This window comes from Streptomyces sp. NPDC052721 (genome assembly GCF_040678315.1).
Lineage (GTDB): Bacteria > Actinomycetota > Actinomycetes > Streptomycetales > Streptomycetaceae > Streptomyces.
In genome coordinates, this window is sequence record NZ_JBFATL010000026.1 from 82795 (window position 1) to 108564 (window position 25770).

General features: G+C 71.8%; 25 protein-coding genes. 18 read left to right on the plus strand and 7 right to left on the minus strand.

Annotated features, from left to right (window positions below; genetic code table 11):
* Window positions 1-171 precede the first annotated feature (171 nt).
* Entirely contained in the window at window positions 172-1023 is an 852-nt protein-coding gene (locus AB0L21_RS24065) for a sulfurtransferase (RefSeq protein WP_365705693.1), read from the plus strand.
* Window positions 1024-1080: 57 nt separating this feature from the next.
* Here the strand turns inward: AB0L21_RS24065 and sepH are convergent, their stop codons facing one another.
* Complete coding sequence (gene sepH, locus AB0L21_RS24070; RefSeq protein WP_365786289.1) at window positions 1081-2121, minus strand: septation protein SepH; 1041 nt, start codon at window positions 2119-2121, stop codon at window positions 1081-1083.
* 500 nt (window positions 2122-2621) lie between these two features.
* Here sepH and AB0L21_RS24075 point away from each other — a divergent pair, with 500 nt between their 5' ends.
* Window positions 2622-3401 carry a hypothetical protein gene (locus AB0L21_RS24075; RefSeq protein WP_365786291.1) on the plus strand — a complete coding sequence of 260 codons (780 nt, stop codon included), beginning with the start codon at window positions 2622-2624 and terminating at the stop codon, window positions 3399-3401.
* Here AB0L21_RS24075 and AB0L21_RS24080 read toward each other — a convergent pair.
* Window positions 3325-4644, minus strand: a complete 1320-nt coding sequence (locus AB0L21_RS24080; protein WP_365786293.1) for a D-arabinono-1,4-lactone oxidase — start codon at window positions 4642-4644, stop codon at window positions 3325-3327. The genes AB0L21_RS24075 and AB0L21_RS24080 overlap by 77 nt on opposite strands.
* A complete protein-coding gene (locus tag AB0L21_RS24085) occupies window positions 4604-5842 on the minus strand; it encodes an MFS transporter (RefSeq protein ID WP_365705704.1) in 1239 nt (412 codons plus the stop codon). Before AB0L21_RS24085 ends, AB0L21_RS24080 begins: the two co-directional genes overlap by 41 nt.
* A 172-nt stretch (window positions 5843-6014) precedes the next feature.
* On the opposite strand from AB0L21_RS24085, the gene AB0L21_RS24090 reads away from it, so the two are divergent.
* Window positions 6015-7142, plus strand: a complete 1128-nt coding sequence (locus AB0L21_RS24090) for a ferrochelatase (protein ID WP_365786295.1) — start codon at window positions 6015-6017, stop codon at window positions 7140-7142.
* An 8-nt stretch (window positions 7143-7150) separates the two neighbouring features.
* Window positions 7151-7966, plus strand: a complete 816-nt coding sequence (locus AB0L21_RS24095; protein ID WP_365705709.1) for an inositol monophosphatase family protein — start codon at window positions 7151-7153, stop codon at window positions 7964-7966.
* Between the two features lie 71 nt (window positions 7967-8037).
* On the opposite strand, the gene AB0L21_RS24100 is transcribed toward AB0L21_RS24095, so the two are convergent.
* Window positions 8038-8211, minus strand: a complete 174-nt coding sequence (locus AB0L21_RS24100; protein ID WP_167381439.1) for a hypothetical protein — start codon at window positions 8209-8211, stop codon at window positions 8038-8040.
* Between the two features lie 412 nt (window positions 8212-8623).
* On the opposite strand from AB0L21_RS24100, the gene AB0L21_RS24105 reads away from it, so the two are divergent.
* The 4 genes from AB0L21_RS24105 (at window position 8624) to AB0L21_RS24120 (ending at window position 12156) form a co-directional block, all read left to right on the plus strand.
* Complete coding sequence (locus AB0L21_RS24105) at window positions 8624-9277, plus strand: response regulator transcription factor (RefSeq protein ID WP_003993508.1); 654 nt, start codon at window positions 8624-8626, stop codon at window positions 9275-9277.
* Window positions 9278-9282: 5 nt separating this feature from the next.
* Entirely contained in the window at window positions 9283-10539 is a 1257-nt protein-coding gene (locus tag AB0L21_RS24110; RefSeq protein WP_365705712.1) for a HAMP domain-containing sensor histidine kinase, read from the plus strand.
* A 392-nt stretch (window positions 10540-10931) separates the two neighbouring features.
* Window positions 10932-11228, plus strand: a complete 297-nt coding sequence (locus AB0L21_RS24115) for a DUF4193 domain-containing protein (RefSeq protein WP_003997302.1) — start codon at window positions 10932-10934, stop codon at window positions 11226-11228.
* A gap of 13 nt (window positions 11229-11241) precedes the next feature.
* A complete protein-coding gene (locus tag AB0L21_RS24120; protein ID WP_365705714.1) occupies window positions 11242-12156 on the plus strand; it encodes a hypothetical protein in 915 nt (304 codons plus the stop codon).
* Here the strand turns inward: AB0L21_RS24120 and AB0L21_RS24125 are convergent.
* Window positions 12153-12617, minus strand: coding sequence for a DUF3093 domain-containing protein (locus AB0L21_RS24125; protein ID WP_365786297.1), 465 nt, complete (start codon window positions 12615-12617; stop codon window positions 12153-12155). The genes AB0L21_RS24120 and AB0L21_RS24125 overlap by 4 nt on opposite strands.
* A gap of 112 nt (window positions 12618-12729) precedes the next feature.
* Here AB0L21_RS24125 and AB0L21_RS24130 point away from each other — a divergent pair, with 112 nt between their 5' ends.
* The 8 genes from AB0L21_RS24130 to AB0L21_RS24165 all read left to right on the plus strand — a co-directional run bounded on the left by AB0L21_RS24130 (window position 12730) and on the right by AB0L21_RS24165 (window position 20187).
* Complete coding sequence (locus AB0L21_RS24130) at window positions 12730-13314, plus strand: PaaI family thioesterase (RefSeq protein WP_365705718.1); 585 nt, start codon at window positions 12730-12732, stop codon at window positions 13312-13314.
* Entirely contained in the window at window positions 13311-13862 is a 552-nt protein-coding gene (gene dut / locus AB0L21_RS24135) for a dUTP diphosphatase (RefSeq protein WP_365786299.1), read from the plus strand. Before AB0L21_RS24130 ends, dut begins: the two co-directional genes overlap by 4 nt.
* Before the next feature lies 1 nt (window position 13863).
* Window positions 13864-14625, plus strand: a complete 762-nt coding sequence (locus AB0L21_RS24140) for a DUF3710 domain-containing protein (protein ID WP_365705722.1) — start codon at window positions 13864-13866, stop codon at window positions 14623-14625.
* Window positions 14626-14813: 188 nt separating this feature from the next.
* On the plus strand, window positions 14814-15506 hold the full coding sequence (locus AB0L21_RS24145) for an ABC transporter ATP-binding protein (protein ID WP_365786301.1): 693 nt from the start codon (window positions 14814-14816) through the stop codon (window positions 15504-15506).
* 139 nt (window positions 15507-15645) lie between these two features.
* Window positions 15646-18204, plus strand: coding sequence for a sensor histidine kinase KdpD (locus AB0L21_RS24150; RefSeq protein WP_365786303.1), 2559 nt, complete (start codon window positions 15646-15648; stop codon window positions 18202-18204).
* The gene (locus AB0L21_RS24155; RefSeq protein WP_365705728.1) at window positions 18198-18917 is read left to right on the plus strand and encodes a response regulator; all 720 of its coding nucleotides are present in this window, start codon (window positions 18198-18200) and stop codon (window positions 18915-18917) included. Before AB0L21_RS24150 ends, AB0L21_RS24155 begins: the two co-directional genes overlap by 7 nt.
* 115 nt (window positions 18918-19032) lie before the next feature.
* Window positions 19033-19431 carry an OB-fold nucleic acid binding domain-containing protein gene (locus tag AB0L21_RS24160; protein ID WP_078629620.1) on the plus strand — a complete coding sequence of 133 codons (399 nt, stop codon included), beginning with the start codon at window positions 19033-19035 and terminating at the stop codon, window positions 19429-19431.
* Window positions 19432-19434: 3 nt separating this feature from the next.
* On the plus strand, window positions 19435-20187 hold the full coding sequence (locus tag AB0L21_RS24165; RefSeq protein ID WP_365705730.1) for a DUF3159 domain-containing protein: 753 nt from the start codon (window positions 19435-19437) through the stop codon (window positions 20185-20187).
* 309 nt (window positions 20188-20496) lie between these two features.
* Here AB0L21_RS24165 and AB0L21_RS24170 read toward each other — a convergent pair whose 3' ends face one another.
* Window positions 20497-21165 (minus strand): TrkA family potassium uptake protein, encoded by a 669-nt coding sequence (locus tag AB0L21_RS24170; RefSeq protein ID WP_014675525.1) that lies wholly within the window; start codon window positions 21163-21165, stop codon window positions 20497-20499.
* Window positions 21165-21836: a TrkA family potassium uptake protein gene (locus AB0L21_RS24175; protein WP_014675526.1), complete on the minus strand. Its 672-nt coding sequence runs from the start codon at window positions 21834-21836 to the stop codon at window positions 21165-21167. The genes AB0L21_RS24170 and AB0L21_RS24175 overlap by 1 nt, the downstream gene beginning before the upstream one ends.
* Before the next feature lie 374 nt (window positions 21837-22210).
* Between AB0L21_RS24175 and AB0L21_RS24180 the strand changes: the two genes are divergently transcribed.
* Entirely contained in the window at window positions 22211-24259 is a 2049-nt protein-coding gene (locus AB0L21_RS24180) for an APC family permease (RefSeq protein WP_365705732.1), read from the plus strand.
* 88 nt (window positions 24260-24347) lie between these two features.
* Window positions 24348-25676 carry a TRAM domain-containing protein gene (locus AB0L21_RS24185; RefSeq protein ID WP_365705735.1) on the plus strand — a complete coding sequence of 443 codons (1329 nt, stop codon included), beginning with the start codon at window positions 24348-24350 and terminating at the stop codon, window positions 25674-25676.
* Window positions 25677-25770 lie beyond the last annotated feature (94 nt).

A 25770-nucleotide genomic window follows, 5' to 3' on the forward strand; every position in this document is an offset into this window, starting at 1 on the left:
GGGAGGATGCCCGATCTGCCGTCTTCCGCCGCTTCCTGACGATGGCCGGCGGGTGTCCGTCGGCTGTACAGCACGTGCTCGATCACGTACGCCGGGTGATCGAGTGGGTCCGGCCGAGCAGAGTAGCCGGACCTGGACGCCGCGGCCACCCCTGGCGTATGGATGGACGCCATGACAGCCATCATCACCGCATCCGAACTCGCACACGAGCTGACCGGCGGCAACCCGCCGGTACTGCTGGACGTGCGCTGGCAGCTGACCACGGCGAAGGCGCCGGGCGCTCCGGCCTTCGACGGCCGGGCCGAGTACGCGGCCGGCCACCTCCCCGGCGCGGTCTTCGTCGACCTGGACCGGGAGCTGGCCGCCGCGCCCGGCACACACGGCCGGCACCCGCTGCCCGGCCTGGCGGAGTTCGGTGCCGCGATGCGCCGCGCGGGCGTGTCGGCGGGCCGGCCGGTCGTCGTGTACGACGGCGGGCAGGGCTGGGCCGCCGCGCGCGCGTGGTGGTTGCTGCGCTGGACGGGTCACCCGGACGTGCGGGTGCTCGACGGCGGGTTGCCGTCCTGGGAGGGCGAGCTGTCCACCGGGACGCCGGTGCCGGAAGAGGGCGACTTCGAGCCGGCGCCGGGCGCGGCTGGACTGCTGGACGCGGACGGTGCCGCGGCCCTGGCCCGCACGGGTGTGCTGCTGGACGCGCGCGCGGGTGAGCGGTACCGGGGTGAGGTGGAGCCGATCGACCGGGTCGGCGGGCACATCCCGGGCGCGGTGTCGGCGCCGACGACGGAGAACGTGGGCCCGGACGGCCGCTTCCTGCCCGCGGCGGAACTGAGGGACCGCTTCAAGGCCCTGGGGGTGTCCGAGGACACCGAAGTGGGCGTGTACTGCGGTTCGGGCGTCTCCGCCGCCCACGAGGTCCTCGCGCTGGCGGTGGCGGGCATTCCGGCGGCCCTGTACGTCGGTTCCTGGTCCGAGTGGTCCGCGGACCCGTCCCGGCCGGTGGCGGTGGGGGCGGATCCGCAGTAACCGGGCAGCCGGAAGAGGGGGCACGCGCGCGTGCCCCCTCCTGTCCGTACGACAGTCCTACTCCTGCTTCTTGCGGCGCGTGCCGAACACGATCTCGTCCCAGCTCGGTACGGCGGCGCGACGACCGGGGCGGACACCGTCGGCCTCGGCCTGGCGGTCGGTCGCGCCGATGAGCCGGTCGCGGTGGCTGCCGACGGAGCGCGGCATGAGGACGTCCGCGTAGGCCGAGCCGGCGGACGCGGCGGGCGCCGGCGGCTCCTCGGCGGCGGGCTCCTCCTCAGGCTCCTCCGAGGCCTCCGACGGGCGTTCCGGGACCACCAGGTCGCCCCGGAAGCTCGGCACGGCCTCCAGCAGGCTGGTCAGCGAGTCGCGTTCGCCCGTGCTCTCCTCGGCCGGCTCGGACGACTGCGCCGGCAGGCTGGGCCGCTCGCGGTCGCTCCGGTCGAGAGCGCGGTCCATGGAGCGCTCGCGCGGCAGCCGGGCGATCCGCGGGACGAACGGGAAGCTCGGCTCCGGCACGGCGAGGTCGTCGGACTCGCCGATCAGCGAGCGCGCCTCGTCGTCGACGGCCTGGACGAGTCGCCGGGGCGGGTCGTACGTCCAGCTCGCCGAGTGCGGTTCGCCCGCGACCCGGTAGACGAGGAGCACTTCCCAAGTGCCGTCGTCGCGGCGCCAGGAGTCCCACTGCACGGTGTCCTTCTCGGCACCGCGCAGCAGCAGCCGCTCCTGCACGGCCTCGCCGAGCAGCGGGCCGGAGTTCTCGCCGGGGCGGCGGACCGGGGTCTTGCGGGCCCGCTCGGCCATGAAGGCGCGCTCGGCCAGCACCGGACCCTCGAAGCGCCGTACCCGGTCGACGGGGATGCCGGCGAGCTGCGCGACCTCCTCCGCCGTGGCACCTGCTCTTATCCGGGCCTGGATGTCCCGCGGGCGCAGATGGCTCTCGACCTCGATCTCGATCTGGCCGAGGCGAGGCCGGTCGCCGCGGACGGCGGCGCGCAGCCGTTCGTCGATCGGAAGCGTGTACTCCGTAGAGTCGGCAGCCTTCAGCACCAGCCGTGTGCCGTCATTCGAGACGGCCACGACACGCAGTTCGGGCATGGGGACCTCCCGGGTGGTGCCTGCCGACGTCACGTGCGTCGCTGCTTCCGCTAGTCGAGTGTGGCCTGCCCGGGTGCAGCCTGCCACAACCTTGCCGAGTTGCCCGGCGTGTCGGGCGCGGGCCCGGGATCGCCGTTATGGCACGGTTACCTGTTCGCAACGCTAAGTGACCAACTCCGTCACCCTGTGCAACTAGCCCCCTCCCGGCGATCCTGCAAGGTCGCGGGCACCCTGGTGGGAGACCGGACCCAGGGCTCGCAACAGTACTCCATTTGGACCACGTGCGTGGATTGGCGCGCCGCCCAACTTCTGGCAAGGGGTGCGACTTGACCGTCCGCAACCGGTTTTGTGGATCATGAACGTGGCGAACTTCACGCAATCGCCAGAAACGGAACTAATGGTTTCGTCCGTACGTCCCCTTCTCGTGCAGTCGGCCGACCAATGTCGGCAACTGCGGCAAGTGCTCCGTGAGGTACGGGAAAGGCAGGCAAGTTCCGGGTATGCGTGAGACGCCCGACACGGGTCGGAAGCGGATCGACCTGAGCGTCCCCCAGGTCGCGGGCAGCGCCCTGGCGGCGGTGGTGGCGGCCAAACTGGCTTCGTACTTCGGGGTGTACGGCACGATCCTCGGCGCCGGCGTCGTCAGCGTCGTCGCCACCTGCGGCGGCTCGCTCTTCCAGCACTTCTTCAAGCGGACCGGGGAGCAGCTCCGGGAGAAGACCGCGGTGGCGGCCCGGCCGCAGGAGGAGCGGGAAACGCGGGCACAGGAGCGGCAGACGTCCCCGCCGCCGGGCGAGTTCACCGAGGGGACCGTCTACCGCGCACGGGCCAGGAGCCGGCGCCGCCCGCTGGTCGCCGCCGCCCTGGTCTTCGGGGTCACGCTGGCCGGTATCACGGCGTACGAGCTGGTCTCCGGGAACAGCTTCAGCGGCGGTACGGGGACGACGGTGAGCGACGCCGTCACCGGACGGGGCTCCTCCGGCGCCAAGTCCGGTGAGGCACCCGCCCCTTCGGGCACCCCGTCCCCGGAGCGCACGCCGCCCACCGGCGGTGGTACGAGCCGCGGCACGCCCCCGGAGCCCGGCGGCTCACCCAGCGGGCAGCCGGCCGGGCAGCCGGACTCCGCCCGGAGCGGGGAACCGAGCGGCGACCCGGCCACCCCGGCCCCCACGCCCACTGCGCCCAGCGCGTCCGCCACGACGCCTACGCCCCCAGAACCCTCCGCAGATAGTCGTTCTGGAACAGCCGGTCCGGGTCCAGACGATCCCGCAGCGCCGTGAACTCGCCGAAGCGCGGGTACACCCGGGCGAAGTACTCCGCGTCCCGCGTGTGCACCTTGCCCCAGTGCGGGCGCCCCTCGTGCGCGGTGAAGATCCGCTCGGCGGCCGTGAAGTACGCCTGGTACGGCGTGCCCCGGGACATGTGCACGGCGATGTAGGCGCTGTCCCGGCCGGAGGCGGTGGACAGGGTGATGTCGTCGGCCGGGGCGGTGCGCACCTCGACCGGGAAGCTGACGCGCAGCCCGGAGCGGTCGACCATGGCCCTCACTTCGCGCAGCGTCTCCACCAGGGCCGCGCGCGGGACGGCGTACTCCATCTCCACGAAGCGCACCCGGCGCGGTGAGGTGAAGACCTTGTAAGGGATGTCCGTGTACGTCCGCGCGGACAGGGCCCTGCTGGAGATCTGCGCGATCGCCGGAACGGTCGCCGGGACCGCGCGGCCGACCCACTGGGCCACCTGGAAGACGCCGTTGGAGAGGAACTCGTCCTCGAACCAGCCCGCGAGCTGTCCCACCGGCTGCTCGGGGCCGGCGCTGCGGTTGTTCCGCTTGGTGTTGGTGTTGCCGGTGTGCGGGAACCAGTAGAACTCGAAGTGCTCGTTCTCGGCCCACAGCTGATCGAACTCGGCGAGGACCCGCTCGAAGGGCATGGGTTCCTCGCGCGCGGTGAGCAGGAAGAGCGGCTCCACGGCGAAGGTGATCGCGGTGACGACGCCCAGGGCGCCGAGGCCGATGCGGGCCGCCGCGAAGACCTCCGGGTTCTCCTTCTCGGAACAGGTGAGCACCGAGCCGTCGGCCGTGACCAGTTCCAGTGCCTTGATCTGCGCGGCGATGGAGCCCGAGGCGCGGCCGGTGCCGTGCGTGCCGGTGCTGGTGGCCCCGGAGACGGTCTGCTCCATGATGTCGCCCATGTTGGTGAGCGAGAGGCCCTCACGCGCGAGAGCGGCGTTGAGTCTCTTGAGCGGGGTGCCCGCCTCCACCGTGACCGTCATGGACGCCCGGTCGATGGTGCGTATACCAGTCAACAGTTGAGGGCGTATCAACACACCGTCGGTGGCGGCGATCGAGGTGAAGGAGTGCCCGGTGCCGACCGCCTTCACCCTCAGGCCGTCCTCCCGGGCCCGGCGCACCGCACCGGCCAGCTCCTCCACCGAGGCCGGCGTGACCTGCCGGGCGGGCCGGGCGGAGACATTGCCGCCCCAGTTACGCCAGGTGCCGTTCTTCCCGCTCGCTGTGCTGCTCAACGGTGCCTCCCCGACCCGAGGCCGGCCTGCGCAGCCGGCGGTACCCGAGGAAACCGACCGCGACCGCGACGGCCCCGGACACGGCCGGAACCCCGTACCCGGCCCGTGCTCCGGCCGCGTCGATCACCCAGCCGGCCACGGAGGAGCCGACCGCGATGCCGACGGCGAGGCCGGTGCTCACCCAGGTCATGCCCTCGGTGAGCTGCGCGCGCGGTACGTGCTCTTCGATGAGGGACATCGTCGTGATCATCGTCGGTGCGATGGACAGCCCCGCAACGAACAGCGCCACGGCCAGAAGCGGCAAGTTTCCGACCAGTAGGAGGGGGATCATACTCACGGCCATCGCCGCCACGCCCAGCAACCAGCGACGTTCCGGCGCACCGCTGAGGCGCAGCAGCCCGAAGACCACCCCCGCCACACAGGAACCGGCCGCGTACAGCGCCAGGACCACGCTCGCGGCGCCCTTGTGGCCGCGCTCGTCGGCGAAGGCGACGGTGACCACGTCCACGGCTCCGAAGATCGCGCCGGTCGCCACGAAGGTCGCCACCAGCACCTTCAGCCCCGCCGCGCGCAGGGCGCTGCCGCCGCCGTGCCGCTCGCGCGGATGCGGTGCCGGCTCGGTGGCGCGCTGGGCGGTCAGCCAGCAGACGCCGGCCGCCAGGAAGCAGGCGGCGAGCAGGGGGCCGGCCTCCGGGAACCAGGCCGTGGACAGGCCGATGGAGATGATCGGCCCGAAGATGAAGCACACCTCGTCCACGACCGACTCGAACGAGTAGGCGGTGTGCAGCTTCGGGGTGCCCCGGTACAGCGCGGCCCAGCGGGCCCGGATCATCGCGCCCAGACTCGGCACCGAGCCGATCCCGGCCGCGCAGACGAACAGCACCCAGTCCGGCCACCGGAAGTGGGCGGCGAGCAGCAGCCCGGCCGCCGCGAGCAGGGCCACCAGGGTCGCGGGACGCAGCACCCGGCGCTGCCCGTGCCGGTCCACCAGCCGGGAGATCCGCGGCCCGATCGCGGCGGCGGACAGCGCGACGGTGGCCGACAGGGCGCCCGCGAGGCCGTACCGCCCGGTGAGCTGGGAGACCATCGTGACGACGCCGATGCCCATCATCGACAGCGGCATCCGCCCGAGGAATCCCGCGGCGGAGAAGGCCTTGGTGCCGGGCTCGGCGAACAGGGCTCTGTAGGGGCTGGGCACGTGGTCTCCGAAGCGGCTCGGTAAGGCGCCAACGCGGCTGATACAGCTTACGAGTCAGGGGACCCTCAACGCACCCGATATGACACCCGGAGAAACCGCCCCAAACCGATGGGAAGCCGACTCTTCACCCCGCTGTTTCCCCGCTGTCAGTACCGGGTGGCAGGATCGACTCATGCCAGACGCGCTCGATCCCACCCCGTACGACGCCCTGCTCCTGCTCTCCTTCGGCGGCCCCGAAGGCCCGGAGGACGTGGTCCCGTTCCTGGAGAACGTCACGCGCGGGCGCGGCATCCCCAAGGAACGCCTCAAGGAGGTCGGGCAGCACTACTTCCTGTTCGGCGGGGTCAGCCCCATCAACGCCCAGAACCGCGCCCTGCTGGACGCCCTGCGCAAGGACTTCGCCGACCACGGCCTGGACCTGCCGGTCTACTGGGGCAACCGCAACTGGGCGCCGTACCTGACGGACACCCTGCGCGAGATGGCCGCCGACGGCCGTCGCCGCATCCTGGTCCTCGCCACCAGCGCCTACGCCTCCTACTCGGGCTGCCGCCAGTACCGGGAGAACCTCGCCGACGCGCTGGCCGCCCTTGAGGCCGAGGGCCTGGAGCTGCCGAGGATCGACAAGCTGCGGCACTACTTCAACCACCCCGGCTTCGTCGAACCCATGATCGACGGCGTGCTGCGCTCCCTCGCCGACCTCCCCGAGGACGTCCGTGCGGGCGCCCACATCGCCTTCACCACCCACTCCATCCCGGCCTCCGCCGCCGACACCTCCGGCCCCGCCGAGGCCCACGGCGAGGGCGGTGCCTACGTCGAGCAGCACCTGGACGTGGCCCAGCTGATCGCCGACGCCGTCCGCGAGCGCACCGGCGTCGACCACCCCTGGCAGCTCGTCTACCAGTCGCGTTCCGGCGCCCCGCACATCCCCTGGCTGGAGCCGGACATCTGCGACCACCTGGAGGAGCGGCACGCCGCCGGTGTCCCGGCCGTCGTCATGGCCCCCATCGGCTTCGTCTCCGACCACATGGAGGTCCTCTACGACCTCGACACCGAGGCGAAGGCCAAGGCCGAGGAACTGGGCCTGCCGGTGCGCCGCTCGGCCACCGTGGGCGCCGACCCGCGGTTCGCCGCGGCCGTCCGCGAGCTGATCGTGGAGCGGGCCGCCGTGGAGCGCGGCCAGGAGGTCACCCCCTGCGCCCTGGGCGCGCTCGGCCCCAGCCACCACGTCTGCCCGGTCGGCTGCTGCCCGGCCCGCGCCCCGCGCCCCGCCGCCGCGGGCGCCGACAGCCCCTACACGTGAGGAGACCCGTGACCGACGCCCTGCACCGGGACCTGCTCGAACTGGCCCAGGAGGCCGCCCGCCGCGCCGGCGAGCTGCTGCGCGACGGCCGCCCCGCCGACCTGGCCGTGGCGAAGACCAAGTCCAGCCCCATCGACGTCGTCACCGAGATGGACATCGCGGCGGAGAAGCTGATCACCGATCTGATCTCCGGACAGCGCCCCGACGACGGCTTCCTCGGCGAGGAGGGCGCCTCCGTCGAGGGCACCAGCGGCATCCGCTGGGTGATCGACCCCCTGGACGGCACCGTCAACTACCTGTACGGCCTGCCGACCTGGGCGGTGTCCATCGCCGCCGAGCGGGACGGAGAGACCGTCGTCGGGGTCGTCGCGGCTCCGATGCGCGGTGAGACGTACCACGCGGTGCGGGGCGGCGGCGCGTGGGCCACGGGGGCGTGGCAGGGCGAGCGCGCGCTCGCCTGCCGCCCCGCGCCCCCGCTGGAGGAGGCCCTGGTCTCCACCGGCTTCAACTACGTCACCGAGGTCCGCACCCACCAGGCCGAGATCGCCGCCCGGCTGATCCCCAGGCTGCGGGACATCCGGCGCGGCGGCTCGGCGGCGGTGGACCTGTGCGACGTGGCCTGCGGCCGGCTCGACGGGTACTACGAGCGGGGGCTCAACGCGTGGGACTTCGCGGCCGGGGACCTGATCGCCCGGGAGGCCGGCGCGCTGACCGGCGGGCGGCCCGGGGAGCGGCCGTCGCGGGATCTGACCGTGGCCGGGTCGCCGGGCGTCTTCGAGCCCCTTCAGCGGCTGCTGGAGGACTTCGGCGCCTGGCACGACTGACCGGAAGGCGGGCACGCGAAGGGACCCCGGCGCTGGATTCGCCGGGGTCCCTCCTTGCGCTTCCGGGCCGATCAGACGCGTGACGCGCCGACCTCCACACCGTGTTCGGCGGCGAGGCGGCGCAGGTCGTCGAGCTCTGCCTGCTCCACCTCGACGAGGAAGTCGTCGCCCTCGTCACGAGCCCGCGACAGGTCGGACTCGGTCGCCTTTATGCGCTGCAGAAGTCCTGCGGTGAAAGCGTCCATGCTGCGCCCCCTCGTCCAGGGTCGTGGGTCGGTGGCACGGAGGTGTGCCGTAGGGAAGGGGCGATCACGTCTCTCGCAGGTGCCCAGCGCTGCCCGGCCGGGCGGCGACGGTGCCGGACACCCACGCCCGCTCTGCGAAGCGGAGGCCGAAGTACCGCATGGTGCTGCGGCACATGCAGAGCGTGATCGCGGGGTGTAAAGCCGTCCTCCCCCCGCTCGCCTCCGCGGAAACCTCAACCGGAGGAGAATTTCTCGTATTCCCGCCCCCGGACCCCCGTGCCTGCGGTCCGGAGGCCGCCTTACAGCCGACTTATGGCCGAAAAGGGCAGGATGGGGGTCACACCCACGGACACCCCTGCCCGCACGCGCCCACGGCGCGTCCTCGCGGGTGGACACAGGAAGGACAAGCGACGTGCGCGTACTCGTCGTCGAGGACGAGCAGCTGCTCGCCGATGCGGTGGCCACCGGACTGCGCCGGGAGGCCATGGCCGTCGACGTCGTGTACGACGGTGCGGCCGCCCTGGAGCGCATCGGCGTCAACGACTACGACGTGGTCGTCCTCGACCGCGACCTCCCGCTCGTTCACGGCGACGACGTCTGCCGCAAGATCGTCGAGCTGGGCATGCCCACGCGCGTGCTCATGCTCACCGCCTCCGGCGACGTCAGCGACCGCGTCGAGGGCCTGGAGATCGGCGCCGACGACTATCTGCCCAAGCCGTTCGCGTTCAGCGAGCTGATCGCGCGCGTCCGTGCCCTCGGGCGCCGCACCAGCGTGCCGCTGCCGCCGGTCCTGGAGCGCGCCGGCATCAAGCTCGACCCCAACCGCCGCGAGGTCTTCCGCGACGGCAAGGAGGTCCAGCTCGCGCCCAAGGAGTTCGCGGTGCTGGAGGTGCTGATGCGCAGCGAGGGCGCGGTCGTCTCGGCGGAGCAGCTGCTGGAGAAGGCCTGGGACGAGAACACCGACCCGTTCACCAACGTGGTGCGCGTGACGGTGATGACCCTGCGCCGCAAGCTGGGCGAGCCGCCCGTCATCGTCACCGTCCCCGGCTCCGGCTACCGGATCTGATCCCTGTGGCCACGACACCCGCGCCGCCCCAGGCGCCCCCGAAGCCCACCTGGGACCCCAGAAGGCCGCAGCCGCCCTTCCCGTGGCTGCGCCCCACCATCCGCATACGGCTGACGCTGCTCTACGGCGGCATGTTCCTGATCGCCGGCATCCTGCTGCTGTCGATCATCTATCTGCTCGCCGCACAGGCGATCAGCACCGGCAACCAGCCGCTGTTCAAGATCGTCAGTGGTTCGGCGATCAAGGTCACCAGCGACAACTGTCCCGCGGTCACCGCGATCAACTCCGGCCCGGTGCCGCTGTCGGACTTCAACGAGGCCATCGCCCACTGCGTGGACCAGCAGCGTCAGGCGGCCCTGGACAACCTGCTCAGCCGCTCCCTGCTCGCGCTGCTGGGCCTCGCCGTGATCGCCTTCGCCTTCGGCTACGCGATGGCCGGCCGTGTGCTGTCCCCGCTCGGCCGGATCACCCGCACCGCCCGCCAGGTCGCCGGCTCGGACCTGTCCCGCCGGATCGAGCTGGACGGCCCGGACGACGAGCTGAAGGAGCTGGCCGACACCTTCGACGACATGCTGGAGCGGCTGGAGCGGGCCTTCACCGCCCAGCAGCGCTTCGTCGGCAACGCCTCGCACGAGCTGCGCACCCCACTCGCGATCAACCGCACGCTCCTCGAAGTGCACCTGTCGGATCCGAACGCGCCGATGGAACTCCAGCAGCTCGGCAAGACCCTGCTCGCCACCAACGAGCGCAGCGAACAGCTGGTCGAGGGGCTGCTGCTGCTCGCCCGCAGTGACAACCAGATCGTCGAGCGCAAGCCGGTCGACCTGGCCGAGGTCGCCACGCAGGCCATCGACCAGGTGCACGCCGAGGCGGATGCCAAGGGCGTGAAGATCCGCGGTGAGCGCAAGCCCGCCGTGGTGCAGGGCAACGGCGTGCTGCTGGAGCGGATCGCGCTGAACCTCGTCCAGAACGCCGTGCGGTACAACGTGCCGGAGGACGGCTGGGTCGAGGTGGACACCGACATCCAGCACGGGCAGGCGGTGCTGACCGTCACGAACACCGGGCCGGTCGTGCCGGCGTACGAGATCGACAACCTCTTCGAGCCCTTCAGGCGGTTGCGCACCGAGCGGACGGGCAGTGACAAGGGGGTGGGCCTCGGCCTGTCCATCGCCCGGTCCGTGGCCCGCGCGCACGGCGGTCACATTCTGGCTCAGCCCCGGGAGGGCGGTGGTCTGGTGATGCGCGTCACGCTGCCGCTGTGATCAGGACTGACACGCGCGGAGGATGTTCGCTTCGCGCGGAATTTTTGGACCGCCGTACATGGTTCTTCCTGTGTGATCGATCACATGGGCGGATTTCCGGCCATGTACATAGGGTGATCATGACAGAAGGTGGAAAGCCGGGAAAGTCCGGGTTTTCAGGGCTCTTGATCACGGGAAGTACACGGTGAGGCGCCTTTGAGGTGCGGCATTCGAACCGTGTACGGTCCTCACCGCCATCCAAGCCGATCACTCTTGAGAGGTCGGGTTGGGTGTCGATTGAGTAACAGACCTTGATGTGAGGCAAAATCTCCGCCTCAGGTCGGGCACAAGTCCGGCCTCTCACGCGTTACGTGCGCTGGAGACACCGCAGACACCCAGAGGGGGAGAGCGATATGGCAACCGATTACGACACTCCACGCAAGACCGACGACGACGTCGACTCGGACAGCCTTGAAGAGCTGAAGGCCCGGCGGAACGACAAGTCCACCTCGTCGGTGGACGTCGACGAGTTCGAGGCCGCCGAGGGCCTCGAACTGCCCGGCGCCGACCTCTCGAACGAGGAGCTGGCCGTCCGGGTGCTGCCGAAGCAGCAGGACGAGTTCACCTGCATGAGCTGCTTCCTGGTGCACCACCGCAGCCAGCTGGCCAGGGAGAAGAACGGCCAGCCGATCTGCCGCGACTGCGACTGAGGACGGGTCGGCCGTGTCTGGCTCGACCCCTCCCCGGAAGCGCCGCTTCCCCCTGCGGAAAGCGGACCAAGGGCCGACCGACGGCCCGCACGGCGCGCGTGACGACGAGCGGGGCTCCCCGGGAGCGGGAGCCCCGCTCGGACCGGCGTCCGACCGGGAGAACCTGCCCGCGTCGGCGCGGCACCCCTCACCCGTCGCCCGGCGCCGGGCGGCGGTGATCCGCGAGAAGGCCCGGGATCTGGCCCGCGAAGGCGCCCGTAAGGGCGGCAGCCGGGCTCGCGAGGGGCTGGGGCACCTCGCCGACCGCATCATCGAGATCGCCCCGCGCATCCCCGTACGCGACCTCGCGACCCTGCGCGAGCAGTTCCCCGGCCTCGGACCCGAGGAACTCGCCGACAAGCTCGTGGCGGGCGCGGCGGCGGGCACCTCGACGGTCGGAGCCGGGATCGGAGCCGCGGCCATGCTGCCGGTGCCGCCGGCCATGCCCACCGAGCTGGCCGCGGAGATCACCGGGGTCGCCGCGATCGAGCTGAAGCTCATCGCCGAACTGCACGAGGTCTACGGCGTACGCCCGCCCGGGAACCTCAGGACCCGCACCGCCGCGTATCTGTCCTCCTGGTCGCAGGAGCGCGGGATCGACGTGATGAAGCCGTCGACGTACGACACGGCCCTGGGCGGCCGGATGAAGCGCGAACTGCGCCGGCAGATCATGAAGCGGATGGTCCGCGACCTGCCCAACCTGATGCCGTTCATGGTCGGGGCCACGGTCGGGGCGGTCATGAACCGCCGGGACACCAAGAGACTCGCGGCCCGCATCCGGGCCGACCTGCGCAAGATCCAGGTTCCCTGGGACGAGCTGCCGGAGCTGCCGCCGCTGGAGAAGCCGGCGAAACCGCTGGGACCGCGCGAACTGCCCGGCGAACTCTAGGCGTGTGCCTTGCGCGCCGCCTCGATCGCCGCGGCCAGCTTCTCCGGCTCCCGCGTCGACAGGTACAGATACGGCGTCGGGTCCTGCGGGTCCGTGACCGCCACGCGCAGCGCCGTCGGGATGTAGGCGCGCAGCAGCAGGAACGCCCGGGTGTCGGCCTTGTACGTCCGCCAGGCGCGGGCCTCCTCCGCGTCCAGGATCTCCGCCTCGCCCAGCGCCGCCACCGGGATCTTCGCCTCGCCCGCGATCAGGGAGTCGCCCACGACCCGGATGCGCGGGGAGCCGTAGGCGCTGGCCACCACCGCCGCCGCGGCCGTACCGCCGACCAGGCCGCCGAGCAGCGGCAGGGTGCCGAAGGGCAGCAGGATCAGGGCGAACGAGACGCCCACCAGGAAGCTGATCAGCCACCATGAGCGGGGGGCGGTGAGGCGTTCTTCGTACGGGGTGGCGGAGAGCTGCATGAAGCCAAGCTTGGCACGGGAACCGCACACCGCCGGAGTCGGGGCGTTCAGCGCGAGGCGCTGTCGAGCAGGGCGGTGGTGGGTGACGGGCGGGCGGGTAAGGTCTGCGGCTGTGAGTGGTAGTTCCGCAGCTCTTCAGCCTCCCGCCGACGCGGGGAAACCGGTACGGCACCCCGACGCGCCCGCGCCCGGGGAACTCCTCGGTGCCCACTACGCACACTGTTTCGGGTGCGGCCCCGGGCAGCCGCACGGACTGCACCTGGAGGCCCGCGCCGGCGAGGGCGTCTCGCTGACCGCGGAGTTCACCGTGCAGCCCGCCCACCAGGGCGCCCCGGGCCTCGCGCACGGCGGAGTGCTCGCCACGGCCCTGGACGAGACCCTCGGCTCGCTGAACTGGCTGCTGCGCACGATCGCCGTCACCGGACGGCTGGAGACCGACTTCGTGCGGCCGGTGCCCGTCGGCACCACGCTGTACCTGGAGGCCGAGGTCACCGCCGTCGCCGGGCGGAAGATCTACTCCACCGCCACCGGGCGCATCGGCGGCCCCGACGGGCCGGTGGCGGTCCGCGCCGACGCCCTCTTCATCGAGGTCAAGGTGGACCACTTCATCGACCACGGCCGCCCGGCGGAGATCCAGGCCGCCATGACCGACCCGGACCGGATCCGGCGCACCCGCGCCTTCGAGGTGAACCCGTGAGCCGAGACCCGCTGAACGTCCTCATCCGGCGTGTAGATGCGGACGTACCGCTTCCGGCCTACGAGCATCCCGGGGACGCCGGAGCCGATCTGCGCACCACCGAGGCGTGCGAGCTGGCACCCGGAGAACGGGCCGTCCTGCCCACGGGTGTGTCGATCGCCCTGCCCGAGGGGTACGCGGCCTTCGTGCATCCGCGTTCCGGCCTCGCCGCCCGCTGCGGTGTCGCCCTCGTGAATGCCCCGGGGACGGTTGATGCCGGGTACCGTGGGGAGATCAAGGTGATCGTGGTGAATCTCGACCCGCGCGCGAGCGTGCGGTTCGAGCGCTTCGACCGGATCGCCCAACTGGTCGTCCAGCAGGTCGAGAGGGTCCGCTTCCAGGAGGTCGCGGAACTTCCCGGCTCGGCGCGGGCCGAGGGGGGCTTCGGGTCCACCGGTGGCCATGCCGCGGTGGGCGGCGAGAGCGGCACAAGCGGTCAGGCCGCCGAGGGCGGTCCGACGGGTGGGAATCGATACGCTTCGGTCGTATCCGACCGGGAAGGACAGTGACGTGTTCGGACGTCGCAAGAAGAAGGGTGCCGCCGAGGACGCGGCCGGCGAGGCCGAGCAGGTCGTCGACAGCGTCGACACCGAGGCGGACGAGGAGGAGGCCGAGCGCGAGCGCGTCCGGCTGGAGCCCGGGCCCCGGCCCGACGGGCCGTGGGACAGCAGCGAGGTGCGCGACCCGGCCGAGGGCCGCGTGGACCTCGGCGGTCTGTTCGTACCGGGCGTCGACGGCATGGAGCTGCGGGTCGAGGTCGCCGGTGACGCCATCGTCGCCGCGACCGTCGTGCTGCGCGACAGCGCCATCCAGCTTCAAGCGTTCGCCGCGCCCAAGCGAGAGGGCATCTGGGGCGAGGTCCGCGAGGAGATCGCGTCCGGCATCACCCAGCAGGGTGGCATCGTCGACGAGATCGAGGGCCCGCTGGGCTGGGAGCTGCGCGCGCAGGTGCCGGTTCAGCTGCCGGACGGCACCGGCGGCTTCCAGGTCGTCCGGTTCGTCGGCGTGGACGGCCCGCGCTGGTTCCTGCGCGGGGTGATCTCCGGCCAGGGCGCGGTGCAGCCGCAGGCCGCCGGGCTGCTGGAGCAGATCTTCCGCGACACCGTCGTGGTCCGTGGCGAGGGTCCGATGGCCCCGCGCGACCCGATCGTCCTCAAGCTGCCGAACGACGCGCAGATGGTCCCCGAGGGGGTCCAGCAGGAGGAGGGCTCGCGGTTCTCCGGGGGGATGGGGCAGTTGCAGCGGGGCCCCGAGATCACCGAGGTCCGCTGACGGCTTCAGCAGCGGTACACGGGCCGTGCCTCTGAGGGGGTGCGGTCCGTTCTCTTGCGGGCGCGCCGTCGGGATGCCCGGCCGTTGCCGGGTGCGGGTCCGTCGTGGTCGCTCGCGCAGTTCCCCGCGCCCCTTACGGGGCGCTGCCCGACCGGTGATACTGATGCTCGGTCGACGGGGGAGGGGACATGAGCCACGTGGTCACCGAGACCATGGTGCGGGTCGAGGGTGTGCACAAGTCGTACGGCGTGGGGGCCGCCGCCGTGCACGCGTTGCGCGGGGTGTCCTTCGAGGTGCCCCGGGGGGAACTCGTCGCCCTGAAAGGGCGTTCCGGCTCCGGCAAGACCACCCTGCTGAACATCGTCGGCGGGCTGGACGTCCCCGACCGGGGCCGTGTCGAGGTGGAGGGCCGGGATCTCGCCCAGCTCGGTGAGAGCGCGTTGCTGCGGCTGCGGCGGGACCGGGTCGGGTTCGTGTTCCAGTCGTTCGGGCTCATCCCGATCCTCAGCGCCGCCGAGAACGTCGGCGTACCACTCCGGCTGCGCCGTGCCGACCCGCGTGAGCGCGAGGAGCGGGTCGAACTGCTGCTCTCCCTCGTGGGCCTCGCCGGGCACGCGGCCCAGCGGCCCGGTGAGCTGTCCGGCGGCCAGCAGCAGCGGGTCGCCATCGCGCGGGCCCTCGCCAACCGGCCCGCCCTGCTCATCGCCGACGAGCCCACCGGCCAGCTCGACGCCGAGACCGGGCACGCCGTCATGGAGCTGCTGCGGGCCGTCGTCCACAGCGAGCGGGTCACGGCGCTGGTCGCCACGCACGACGCGACCCTGCTGGACCTGGCCGACCGGGTGCTGGAGCTGCGCGACGGGGAGATCACCGAGCACTGAGCCGCGGGGCCCGGCGATGGCCTCATCAGGGTTCCGTCAAAAGTTGCCCGCTGCGCCCGCTCCCCGCCCCGTTCGTCCTGATCGTGGGCCGTAGGGTCGACGCTGCGTAGGCGACAGGCACGGGAAGACAATGGTGGCCATGGCACGCGGCAAGCTTCGGATCTACCTCGGTGCGGCACCGGGCGTGGGCAAGACCTACGCCATGCTCGCCGAGGCGCACCGCCGGGTCGAGCGGGGCACCGACTGCGTGGCCGCGCTGGTCGAGAGCCACGGCCGGCCGCGCACCGAGGTGATGCTGCACGGTCTGGAGCAGGTGCCGCGCAGGCAGCTGGAGTACCGGTGTGCCGTCTTCGGTGAGATGGACGTGGACGCCGTCCTGCGGCGGGCGCCCGCCGTCGCCCTCGTGGACGAGCTGGCCCACACCAACATCCCCGGCTCCCGCAACGCCAAGCGCTGGCAGGACGTGGAGGAGCTGCTGGCCGCCGGCATCGACGTGATCTCCACCGTCAACATCCAGCATCTGGAGTCACTCGGTGACGTGGTCGAGTCGATCACGGGGGTGCGGCAGCAGGAGACCGTCCCGGACGAGGTCGTACGGCGGGCCGACGACATCGAGCTGGTCGACATGTCCCCGCAGGCCCTGCGCCGCCGCATGGCCCACGGCAACATCTACCAGCCGGACAAGGTCGACGCGGCCCTCTCCAACTACTTCCGCCCCGGCAACCTCACCGCCCTGCGCGAGCTGGCCCTGCTGTGGGTGGCCGACCGGGTCGACGCGTACCTGAACGCGTACCGCAGCGAGCACCGGGTCTCGACGATATGGGGCTCGCGGGAGCGGATCGTGGTGGGCCTGACCGGCGGCCCCGAGGGGCGCACGCTGATCCGCCGGGCCGCCCGGCTCGCCGAGAAGGGCGCGGGCGGCGAGGTCATGGCCGTCTACATCGCCCGCAGCGACGGGCTGTCGTCGGCCTCCCCGAAGGAGCTGGCCGTCCAGCGCACCCTGGTCGAGGACCTCGGCGGAACGTTCCACCATGTGGTCGGCGACGACGTCCCGGCCGCCCTCCTCGACTTCGCCCGCGGCGTGAACGCCACCCAGATCGTGCTCGGCTCCTCCCGCCGCAAGGCCTGGCAGTACGTCTTCGGGCCCGGCGTCGGCGCCACGGTCGCCCGGGACTCCGGCCCCGACCTGGACGTGCACATCGTCACCCACGAAGAGGTCGCCAGGGGCCGGGGACTGCCCGTGGCCCGGGGCGGCCGGCTCGGGCGGGCCCGGATCATCTGGGGCTGGGCGGTCGGTCTGGCCGGTCCCGCGATCCTCGCGGTGCTGCTGAACACCGTCGACCTCGGCCTCGCCAACGACATGCTGCTGTTCCTGGCCGTCACCGTCGCGGCGGCCCTGCTCGGCGGTCTGCTGCCCGCGCTGGCCTCGGCGGCCTTCGGCTCGCTGCTGCTGAACTACTTCTACACCCCGCCGCTGCACCGGCTGACCGTCGCCGACCCCAGGAACATCGTCGCCATCGCGATCTTCTTCGGGGTGGGGATGGCGGTCGCCTCGGTGGTCGACCTCGCCGCCCGGCGCACCCACCAGGCCGCCCGGCTGCGCGCCGAGTCCGAGATCCTCTCCTTCCTCGCCGGAAACGTGCTGCGCGGCGAGACGAGCCTGGAGGAGCTGCTGGAGCGGGTCCGCGAGACCTTCGCCATGGAGTCGGCCGCCCTGCTGGAACGCGCGAGCGACGTGGCGCCCTGGACGTGCGCGGGCCGCGCCGGCTTCGGGCCGCCGCTGGAGCGGCCCGAGGACGCCGACGTGGACATGCCCGTCGGCGACCACATGGCGCTCGCGCTCACCGGTCGGGTGCTGCCCGCGGCGGACCGCCGGGTGCTCGCCGCGTTCGCCGCCCAGGCCGCCGTCGTGCTCGACCGCAGGCGCCTGAAGGAGGAGGCCGACCGGGCCCGCACGCTCGCCGAGGGCAACCGCATCCGCACCGCCCTGCTGGCCGCCGTCAGCCACGACCTGCGCACCCCGCTGGCCGGCATCAAGGCCGCCGTGTCCTCCCTGCGCTCCGACGACGTCGCCTGGTCCGAGGAGGACCAGGCGGAGCTGCTGGAGGGCATCGAGGAGGGCGCCGACCGGCTCGACCACCTCGTGGGCAACCTCCTGGACATGTCCCGCCTCCAGACCGGCACGGTCACCCCGCTGATCCGCGAGATCGACGTCGACGAGGTCGTCCCGATGGCGCTCGGCGGCGTACCCGAGGACAGCGTGGAGCTGGACGTGCCCGAGTCGCTGCCCATGGTCGCCGTCGACCCCGGGCTGCTGGAGCGGTCGGTGGCCAACCTGGTGGAGAACGCCGTCAAGTACAGCTCGCGCGGACGGCGGGTCCTGGTGGCCGCGAGCGCCATCGCCGACCGCGTGGAGATACGCGTGGTGGACCGCGGCCCGGGCGTACCGGACGAGGCCAAGGACCGCATCTTCGAGCCCTTCCAGCGGTACGGTGACGCTCCGCGCGGCGCCGGCGTCGGGCTCGGCCTCGCGGTCGCCCGGGGCTTCGCCGAGGCCATGGGCGGCACCCTCACCGCCGAGGACACACCGGGCGGCGGGCTCACCATGGTGCTGAGCCTGCGCGCGGCAGGACCGCGTCCCGAGCAGCTCCCTGCCGGGCAGTCCCGTACCGAACCGGAAAGGCAGTCCACATGGTGAGCCCGGCTGGGGGGTCCCCCCTGACCCCCACGAGGGTGCTCGTGGTCGACGACGAGCCGCAGATCGTGCGCGCCCTCGTGATCAACCTCAAGGCGCGCAAGTACGACGTCGACGCGGCCCCCGACGGCAGGACCGCGCTCGAACTCGCCGCCTCCCGCCACCCCGACGTGGTCGTCCTCGACCTCGGTCTGCCCGACATGGACGGCGTCGAGGTGATCAGGGGGCTGCGCGGCTGGACCCGGGTGCCGATCCTGGTGCTGTCCGCCCGCCATTCCTCCGACGAGAAGGTCGAGGCGCTGGACGCGGGCGCCGACGACTACGTGACCAAGCCGTTCGGCATGGACGAGCTGCTGGCCCGGCTGCGGGCCGCCGTCCGCCGGGCGGAGCCTACCGGGCCGGGCGAGGACGACGTGACGACCGTGGAGACCGAGTGCTTCACCGTCGACCTCGCCGCCAAGAAGGTCAACCGGGGCGGCAAGGACGTCCGGCTCACCCCCACCGAGTGGCATCTGCTGGAGGTGCTGGTCCGCAACACCGGCCGGCTGGTCAGCCAGAAGCAGCTGCTCCAGGAGGTGTGGGGGCCGTCGTACGGGACCGAGACCAACTACCTGCGGGTGTACATGGCCCAGCTGCGGCGGAAGCTGGAGTCGGACCCGTCGCACCCGAAGCACTTCATCACCGAGCCGGGGATGGGATACCGGTTCGAGACATGAACCGGGGCACGCAGACGCCCCGCGCCCCGGAGACGCCCCGCGCCCCGGAGACGAGCCGCGCTGCGGAAGTGAGCTGCGCTACGGCCCTGTCGGCGCACCCCGGTACGCTTCAGGTATGACTGCTGTTCCTCGTTCCGAAAAGCCGGCCGGCCGGTTCCGGCGCATGCTCGACCGGCTCTCCTCGTCGCAGGAGGACCTGGAGTCCGAGGAGCTGCGCGAGGACGCGGAGACGGCCGGGTGTACGAAGATCGGTGACTGTCACGACCGGCAGATCGTCACCGTAACTGGTACCTTGCGCACGGTCACCCTGCGGCCGCGCGCCGGAGTCCCGGCCCTGGAGGCCGAGCTGTTCGACGGCTCCGCCGCGCTGGACGTGGTGTGGCTCGGCAGGCGCTCCATCGTGGGGATAGAACCGGGGCGCAAGCTGATCGCATCGGGCCGGATCTCGATGAGCCGGGGCCGCCGGGTGCTGTTCAACCCGAAATACGAACTGCGACCCCTCGGACGGGAGTAGCCGGTGACGTCCCTCGACAAGCCGACCCAAGACACCGACCAGACTCAGCCCGCCGACGCCCGCGCGGTGACCGAGGCGGCGCTGTTCGAGGCCTTCGGCGGGGTCCGCGGCATGGTCGAGACGGTCCTGCCGGGCCTGCTCTTCGTCGCGATCTTCACGGTCAACAAGAACCTGCACATGGCGGCGATCGCCGCGCTGGCCCTGTCGCTGATCCTGGTCGTCGTCCGGCTGGCGATGAAGGACACCGTCAAGCACGCCTTCAGCGGTGTCTTCGGTGTGGCCTTCGGTGTCGTGTTCGCGATGTTCACCGGCAACGCCAAGGACTTCTACCTCCCCGGCATGCTCTACACGCTGGGCATGGCGCTGGCCTACATCATCACGACCCTGGCCGGTGTGCCCCTGATCGGCCTCATCCTCGGCCCGATCTTCAAGGAGAACCTCTCCTGGCGCACCCGCAACCCGGGCCGCAAGAAGGCGTACGCCAAGGCCAGTTGGGCCTGGGGCCTGATCCTGCTCGCCAAGTGCGCGATCCTCTTCCCGCTGTACTGGTGGGCCGACACCACGCAGCTCGGCTGGGTCCTGGTCATCCTGAAGATCCCGCCGTTCCTGCTGGCGGTGTGGCTGACCTGGGTCTTCCTCGCGAAGGCGCCCGCGCCCATCGACGTGTTCGCGGAGATGGAGGCGGAGGAGAAGGCGGCCGAGGAGAGGAAGGCCGCCGCCGAGGCGACCGGCGGCCGGCACCGCCGGGAGAGCTGAGCCGACACCGCCGGGAGGGTTAGGCGGGCTCCGCCGGGAGGGCTGAGCCGGCACCGGCGGGAGGGTTAGGCGGGCTTCTCAAGGAGGGCCGGTCAGGCTCCGGTGGGAGGGCTGGGCGGGCTGCTCCAGGAGAGCCAGGCGGGCTCCGCCGGGAGGGCCGAGCCGGCACCGGCGGGAGGGTTAGGCGGGCTCCTCAAGGAGGCCGGTCAGGCTCCGGCGGGCGGGCCAGGCAGGCTGCGCCGGGAGGGCTGGCGGGCTTACGACGACGGAGGGCGCCCTTGTCGCCAAGGGCGCCCCTGTCTTGTGCGGTCAGTCCTCCCGCCGTACCGACAGCAGGTCCTCCAGCTGCTCTTCCCGGGCCTGCGCGGCTACGAAGAGGAGCTCGTCACCCGGCTCCAGGGAGTCCTCCTTGGAGGGGGTCAGCACGCGGGTGCCGCGGATGATCGTGACCAGGGAGGTGTCCTCCGGCCACTGCACGTCCCCGACCTGGGTGCCGGCCAGTGCCGACTCCTCCGGCAGGGTCAGCTCGACGAGGTTGGCGTCGCCATGGCTGAAGCGGAGCAGCCGGACCAGGTCGCCGACGCTCACCGCCTCCTCGACCAGGGCGGACATCAGGCGCGGGGTGGAGACGGCGACGTCGACGCCCCAGGCCTCGTTGAACAGCCACTCGTTCTTGGGGTTGTTCACCCGGGCCACGACGCGCGGAACGCCGTACTCCGTCTTGGCGAGCAGCGAGACGACCAGGTTCACCTTGTCGTCGCCGGTCGCGGCGATCACGACGTTGCAGCGCTGCAACGCCGCCTCGTCCAGGGAGGTGATCTCGCAGGCGTCGGCGAGCAGCCACTCCGCCTGCGGGACGCGCTCGACCGAGATGGCGGTCGGCGCCTTGTCGATCAGCAGGACCTCGTGGCCGTTCTCCAGCAGCTCGCCCGCGATCGAGCGGCCGACGGCGCCGGCCCCGGCAATGGCGACCCTCATCAGTGACCGCCCTCCTCTTCCGGGCCACCGGCGAACGCCGCCTCGACCTTGTCCACGTCGTCCGTCCGCATCATCACGTGCACGAGGTCACCCTCCTGCAGCACCGTCTGCGAGGTGGGCAGGATCGCCTCGCCCAGGCGGGTCAGGAACGCCACCCGGACGCCCGTCTCCTCCTGCAGCTTGCTGATCTTGTGGCCGACCCACTTCGGGGAGGCGTGCACCTCGGCCAGCTGCACCCCGCCGGTGGGATCCCGCCACAGCGGCTCGGCCCCGGAGGGCAGCAGCCGGCGCAGCATCTGGTCGGCGGTCCAGCGGACCGTGGCCACGGTGGGGATGCCCAGGCGCTGGTAGACCTCGGCGCGGCGGGGGTCGTAGATGCGGGCGGCCACGTTCTCGACGCCGAACATCTCACGGGCCACGCGCGCGGAGATGATGTTGGAGTTGTCTCCGCTGGAGACGGCGGCGAAGGCGCCCGCCTCCTCGATGCCCGCCTCGCGCAGGGTGTCCTGGTCGAAGCCGACGCCGGTGACCCGGCGGCCCCCGAATCCCGGGCCCAGCCGGCGGAAGGCGGTGGGGTCCTGGTCGATCACGGCGACCGTGTGTCCCTGTTGCTCCAGGGTCTGGGCAAGAGCGGAACCCACTCTTCCGCAGCCCATGATGACGATGTGCACGACCGTCCTTCCGGTGTCCAAAAGCTACTGCTCAGCATCAGGGTCTCAGACCGACGCCCAAAGCTACACACGGGCGCCACGCGGCGGGCACCCCTGTGCCACGGGCGGTGGCGGGAGCCGTCGGCGAGTGATGCTGCGCACGCTGCACAGGGTCAGGATTCCGAGGCCGCCGAGGGCGAGCAGCGCCCCGATCAGCTCCGCGGTCGCGGGCATGGATCCTCCGAAGTGCGATGACGGGCGGGGTTTGCCATCTAGGCACGGCGGGCACACGAAGCACGGATTCCGTAGTTCCGTGCGCCCCCGATTTCACTCGTGAGGCAGATCCAGCACGCCGGGTGGGCGGGTGCCAGTTCGAAGGCTTACGATCCTCTCTCGTGTCCAAACTGACCGACGTGCCCAAACGGATCCTGATCGGGCGCGCACTGCGCAGTGACCGGCTGGGCGAAACGCTCCTGCCGAAGCGCATCGCCCTCCCCGTCTTCGCTTCCGACCCGCTGTCCTCCGTCGCCTACGCGCCGGGGGAGGTTCTGCTGGTCCTGTCCATCGCGGGCGTGTCGGCGTACCACTTCAGCCCCTGGATCGCGGTCGCGGTCGTCGTGCTGATGTTCACCGTGGTCGCCTCCTACCGGCAGAACGTGCACGCCTACCCGAGCGGCGGCGGCGACTACGAGGTCGCGACCACCAACCTGGGCCCCAAGGCCGGCCTCACCGTGGCCAGCGCCCTGCTCGTGGACTACGTCCTCACCGTCGCCGTCTCCATCTCCTCCGGCATCGAGAACCTCGGCTCCGCGATCCCCTTCGTGGTCGAGCACAAGGTGTTCTGCGCCGCCGCCGTGATCGTGCTGCTGACGCTGATGAACCTGCGGGGCGTGAAGGAGTCGGGCAAGCTCTTCGCGATCCCCACGTATGTGTTCGTCGGCGGCGTCTTCATCATGATCGCGTGGGGCGCCTTCCGCAGTCTGGTCCTCGGGGACACCATGCGGGCGCCGACGGCCGACTACCACATCAAGGCCGAGCACCAGGGGCTCGCGGGCTTCGCGCTCGTCTTCCTGCTGCTGCGCGCCTTCTCCTCCGGCTGTGCCGCCCTCACCGGCGTCGAGGCCATCTCCAACGGCGTCCCCGCCTTCCGCAAGCCCAAGTCGAAGAACGCGGCCACCACGCTCGCCATGATGGGCCTGCTGGCCGTCACCATGTTCTGCGGCATCATCGTGCTCGCCATGACCACCAAGGTCCGCATGGCGGAGAAGCCGGCCACCGACCTGCTGCACAACGGCGTCCCGCTGGGCTCCGGCTACGTCCAGAACCCGGTGATCTCCCAGGTTGCCGAGGCGGTCTTCGGCAAGGGCAGCTTCCTGTTCGTCCTCCTCGCCGCCGCCACCGCGCTCGTCCTGTTCCTGGCCGCCAACACGGCGTACAACGGCTTCCCGCTGCTCGGCTCGATCCTCGCCCAGGACCGCTACCTGCCGCGCCAGCTGCACACCCGCGGCGACCGGCTCGCCTTCTCCAACGGCATCGTGCTGCTCGCGGGCGCGGCGATGCTGCTGGTGTTCATCTACGGCGCCGACTCCACCCGTCTGATCCAGCTGTACATCGTCGGCGTGTTCGTGTCCTTCACGCTCAGCCAGACCGGCATGGTCCGGCACTGGAACCGCCATCTCGGGGTCGAGAAGGACCCGGCCAAGCGCAGCCACATGATCCGCTCCCGCGCGATCAACGCGTTCGGCGCCTTCTTCACCGGTCTGGTGCTCGTCGTCGTCCTGGTCACCAAGTTCGCGCACGGCGCCTGGGTGGCCCTGCTCGGCATGTGCATCTTCTACGCGACGATGACCGCGATCCGGAAGCACTACGACCGGGTCGCCGAGGAGATCGCCGCGCCCGAGGGCCCGAGCGACGACATGGTCCGCCCGTCGCGGGTGCACTCGGTGGTGCTGATCTCGAAGATCCACCGTCCGACGCTGCGCGCCCTGGCCTACGCCAAGCTGATGCGCTCGGACACCCTGGAGGCGCTGACCGTCAACGTCGACCCGGCCGAGACCAAGGCGCTGCGCGAGGAGTGGGAGCGGCGCGGGATCGACGTACCGCTCAAGGTCCTGGACTCGCCGTACCGCGAGATCACGCGGCCGATCATCGACTACGTCAAGAGCCTGCGCAAGGAGTCCCCGCGCGACGCGGTCTCCGTGATCATCCCCGAGTACGTGGTCGGCCACTGGTACGAGCACCTGCTGCACAACCAGAGCGCGCTGCGCCTCAAGGGCCGCCTGCTGTTCACGCCCGGCGTGATGGTCACCTCCGTCCCCTACCAGCTGGCCTCCTCCGAGGTCGCCCGGGCCCGCGCCCGCAAGCGGCAGGAGTGGAACGCACCGGGCGCCGTCCGCCGCGGTCCGGCGGTGGAACGGCCGAAGGAGCCGTCGGCCAAGGACTGAGGCGCGGCGGGGAGGCCGTAGACTGGTGGGCTGTTGTCGGGCCCGCCGGTGCGGGCCGCCCCCGCTGCCGATCTGGAGTCACCCCACCATGCCCGCAGAACCGAAGAAGTCGCTGGTGGGGGAGGAGTACGAGGTCGAGATCGGCCCCGTCGCCCACGGCGGTCACTGCATCGCCCGTACGTCCGAGGGACAGGTGCTGTTCGTGCGGCACGCGCTGCCCGGCGAGCGGGTGGTGGCCCGGGTGACCGAGGGGGAGGAAGGCGCCCGCTTCCTGCGTGCGGACGCCGTGCGGGTCCTGGAGGCGTCCAAGGACCGCATCGAGGCCCCCTGCCCCTTCGCCGGCCCCGGCCGCTGCGGCGGCTGCGACTGGCAGCACGCCAAGCCGGGCGCCCAGCGCCGGCTGAAGGCCGACGTGATCGCCGAACAGCTCCAGCGGCTCGCCGGCCTCACCCCCGAGGAGGCGGGCTGGGACGGCACCGTGGTCCCGGCCGAGGGCGACAAGCTGCCCGCAGGCCAGGTCCCGCAGTGGCGCACCCGCGTCCAGTACGCCGTCGACGCCGACGGCCACGCCGGTCTGCGCCGGCACCGCTCGCACGAGGTCGAGCGCATCGACCACTGCATGATCGCGGCGGCGGGCGTCAGCGAGCTGGGCATCGAGAAGCGGGACTGGACCGGCATGGAATCGGTCGAGGCCATCGCGGCGACCGGATCCCAGGACCGCCAGGTGATCCTCACCCCGCGCCCGGGCGCCCGCCTCCCGCTGGTCGAACTGGACCGGCCGGTGTCGGTCCTGCGGGTGGACGAGAAGTCCGGCGGAGTGCACCGCGTCCACGGCCGCCCCTTCGTCCGCGAACGCGCGGACGGCCGTACGCACCGGGTCGGCAACGGCGGCTTCTGGCAGGTCCACCCGAAGGCGGCGGACACGCTCGTCACCGCCGTCATGCAGGGCCTGCTGCCCCGCAAGGGCGAGACGGCCCTCGACCTCTACTGCGGTGTCGGCCTCTTCGCCGGCGCGCTCGCCGACCGTCTCGGCGAGAAGGGCGCGGTTCTCGGCATCGAGTCCGGCAAGCGGGCGGTGGAGGACGCCCGGCACAACCTGGCCGACTTCCCGCGGGTCCGCGTCGAGCAGGGCAAGGTCGAGTCGGTCCTGCCGCGCACCGGCATCACCGAGGTCGACCTGATCGTCCTCGACCCGCCCCGCGCCGGCGCCGGCCGCGACACGGTCGCCCACCTCTCCTCCCTCGGCGCCCGCCGCATCGCCTACGTCGCCTGCGACCCCGCTGCGCTGGCCCGGGACCTGGGGTACTTCCGGGAGGGCGGCTACCGGGTGCGGACGCTTCGAGCGTTCGATCTGTTTCCGATGACGCACCACGTGGAGTGCGTGGCGATTCTGGAGCCTGCGGAGAAGGGGCTCTGACCTGCGATTTTCGTAGGTTTCTCAGGCGAGGCCGGGCGCGCTCGACCTGTTTCCCGAAGTTCACCGCGTGGAGCATGTTGCAGGTTCCCGCCAC

Coding starts and splice junctions, on each gene's coding strand:
- AB0L21_RS24065 (WP_365705693.1), top strand. CDS start 172: ATGACAGCCATCATCACCGCATCCGAACTCGCACACGAGCTGACCGGC.
- AB0L21_RS24090 (WP_365786295.1), top strand. CDS start 6,015: ATGCCAGACGCGCTCGATCCCACCCCGTACGACGCCCTGCTCCTGCTC.
- AB0L21_RS24150 (WP_365786303.1), top strand. CDS start 15,646: ATGGCACGCGGCAAGCTTCGGATCTACCTCGGTGCGGCACCGGGCGTG.
- AB0L21_RS24160 (WP_078629620.1), top strand. CDS start 19,033: ATGACTGCTGTTCCTCGTTCCGAAAAGCCGGCCGGCCGGTTCCGGCGC.
- AB0L21_RS24100 (WP_167381439.1), bottom strand. CDS start 8,211: ATGGACGCTTTCACCGCAGGACTTCTGCAGCGCATAAAGGCGACCGAG.
- AB0L21_RS24075 (WP_365786291.1), top strand. CDS start 2,622: ATGCGTGAGACGCCCGACACGGGTCGGAAGCGGATCGACCTGAGCGTC.
- AB0L21_RS24125 (WP_365786297.1), bottom strand. CDS start 12,617: ATGCAGCTCTCCGCCACCCCGTACGAAGAACGCCTCACCGCCCCCCGC.
- AB0L21_RS24115 (WP_003997302.1), top strand. CDS start 10,932: ATGGCAACCGATTACGACACTCCACGCAAGACCGACGACGACGTCGAC.
- AB0L21_RS24145 (WP_365786301.1), top strand. CDS start 14,814: ATGAGCCACGTGGTCACCGAGACCATGGTGCGGGTCGAGGGTGTGCAC.
- AB0L21_RS24185 (WP_365705735.1), top strand. CDS start 24,348: ATGCCCGCAGAACCGAAGAAGTCGCTGGTGGGGGAGGAGTACGAGGTC.
- AB0L21_RS24155 (WP_365705728.1), top strand. CDS start 18,198: ATGGTGAGCCCGGCTGGGGGGTCCCCCCTGACCCCCACGAGGGTGCTC.
- sepH (WP_365786289.1), bottom strand. CDS start 2,121: ATGCCCGAACTGCGTGTCGTGGCCGTCTCGAATGACGGCACACGGCTG.
- AB0L21_RS24170 (WP_014675525.1), bottom strand. CDS start 21,165: ATGAGGGTCGCCATTGCCGGGGCCGGCGCCGTCGGCCGCTCGATCGCG.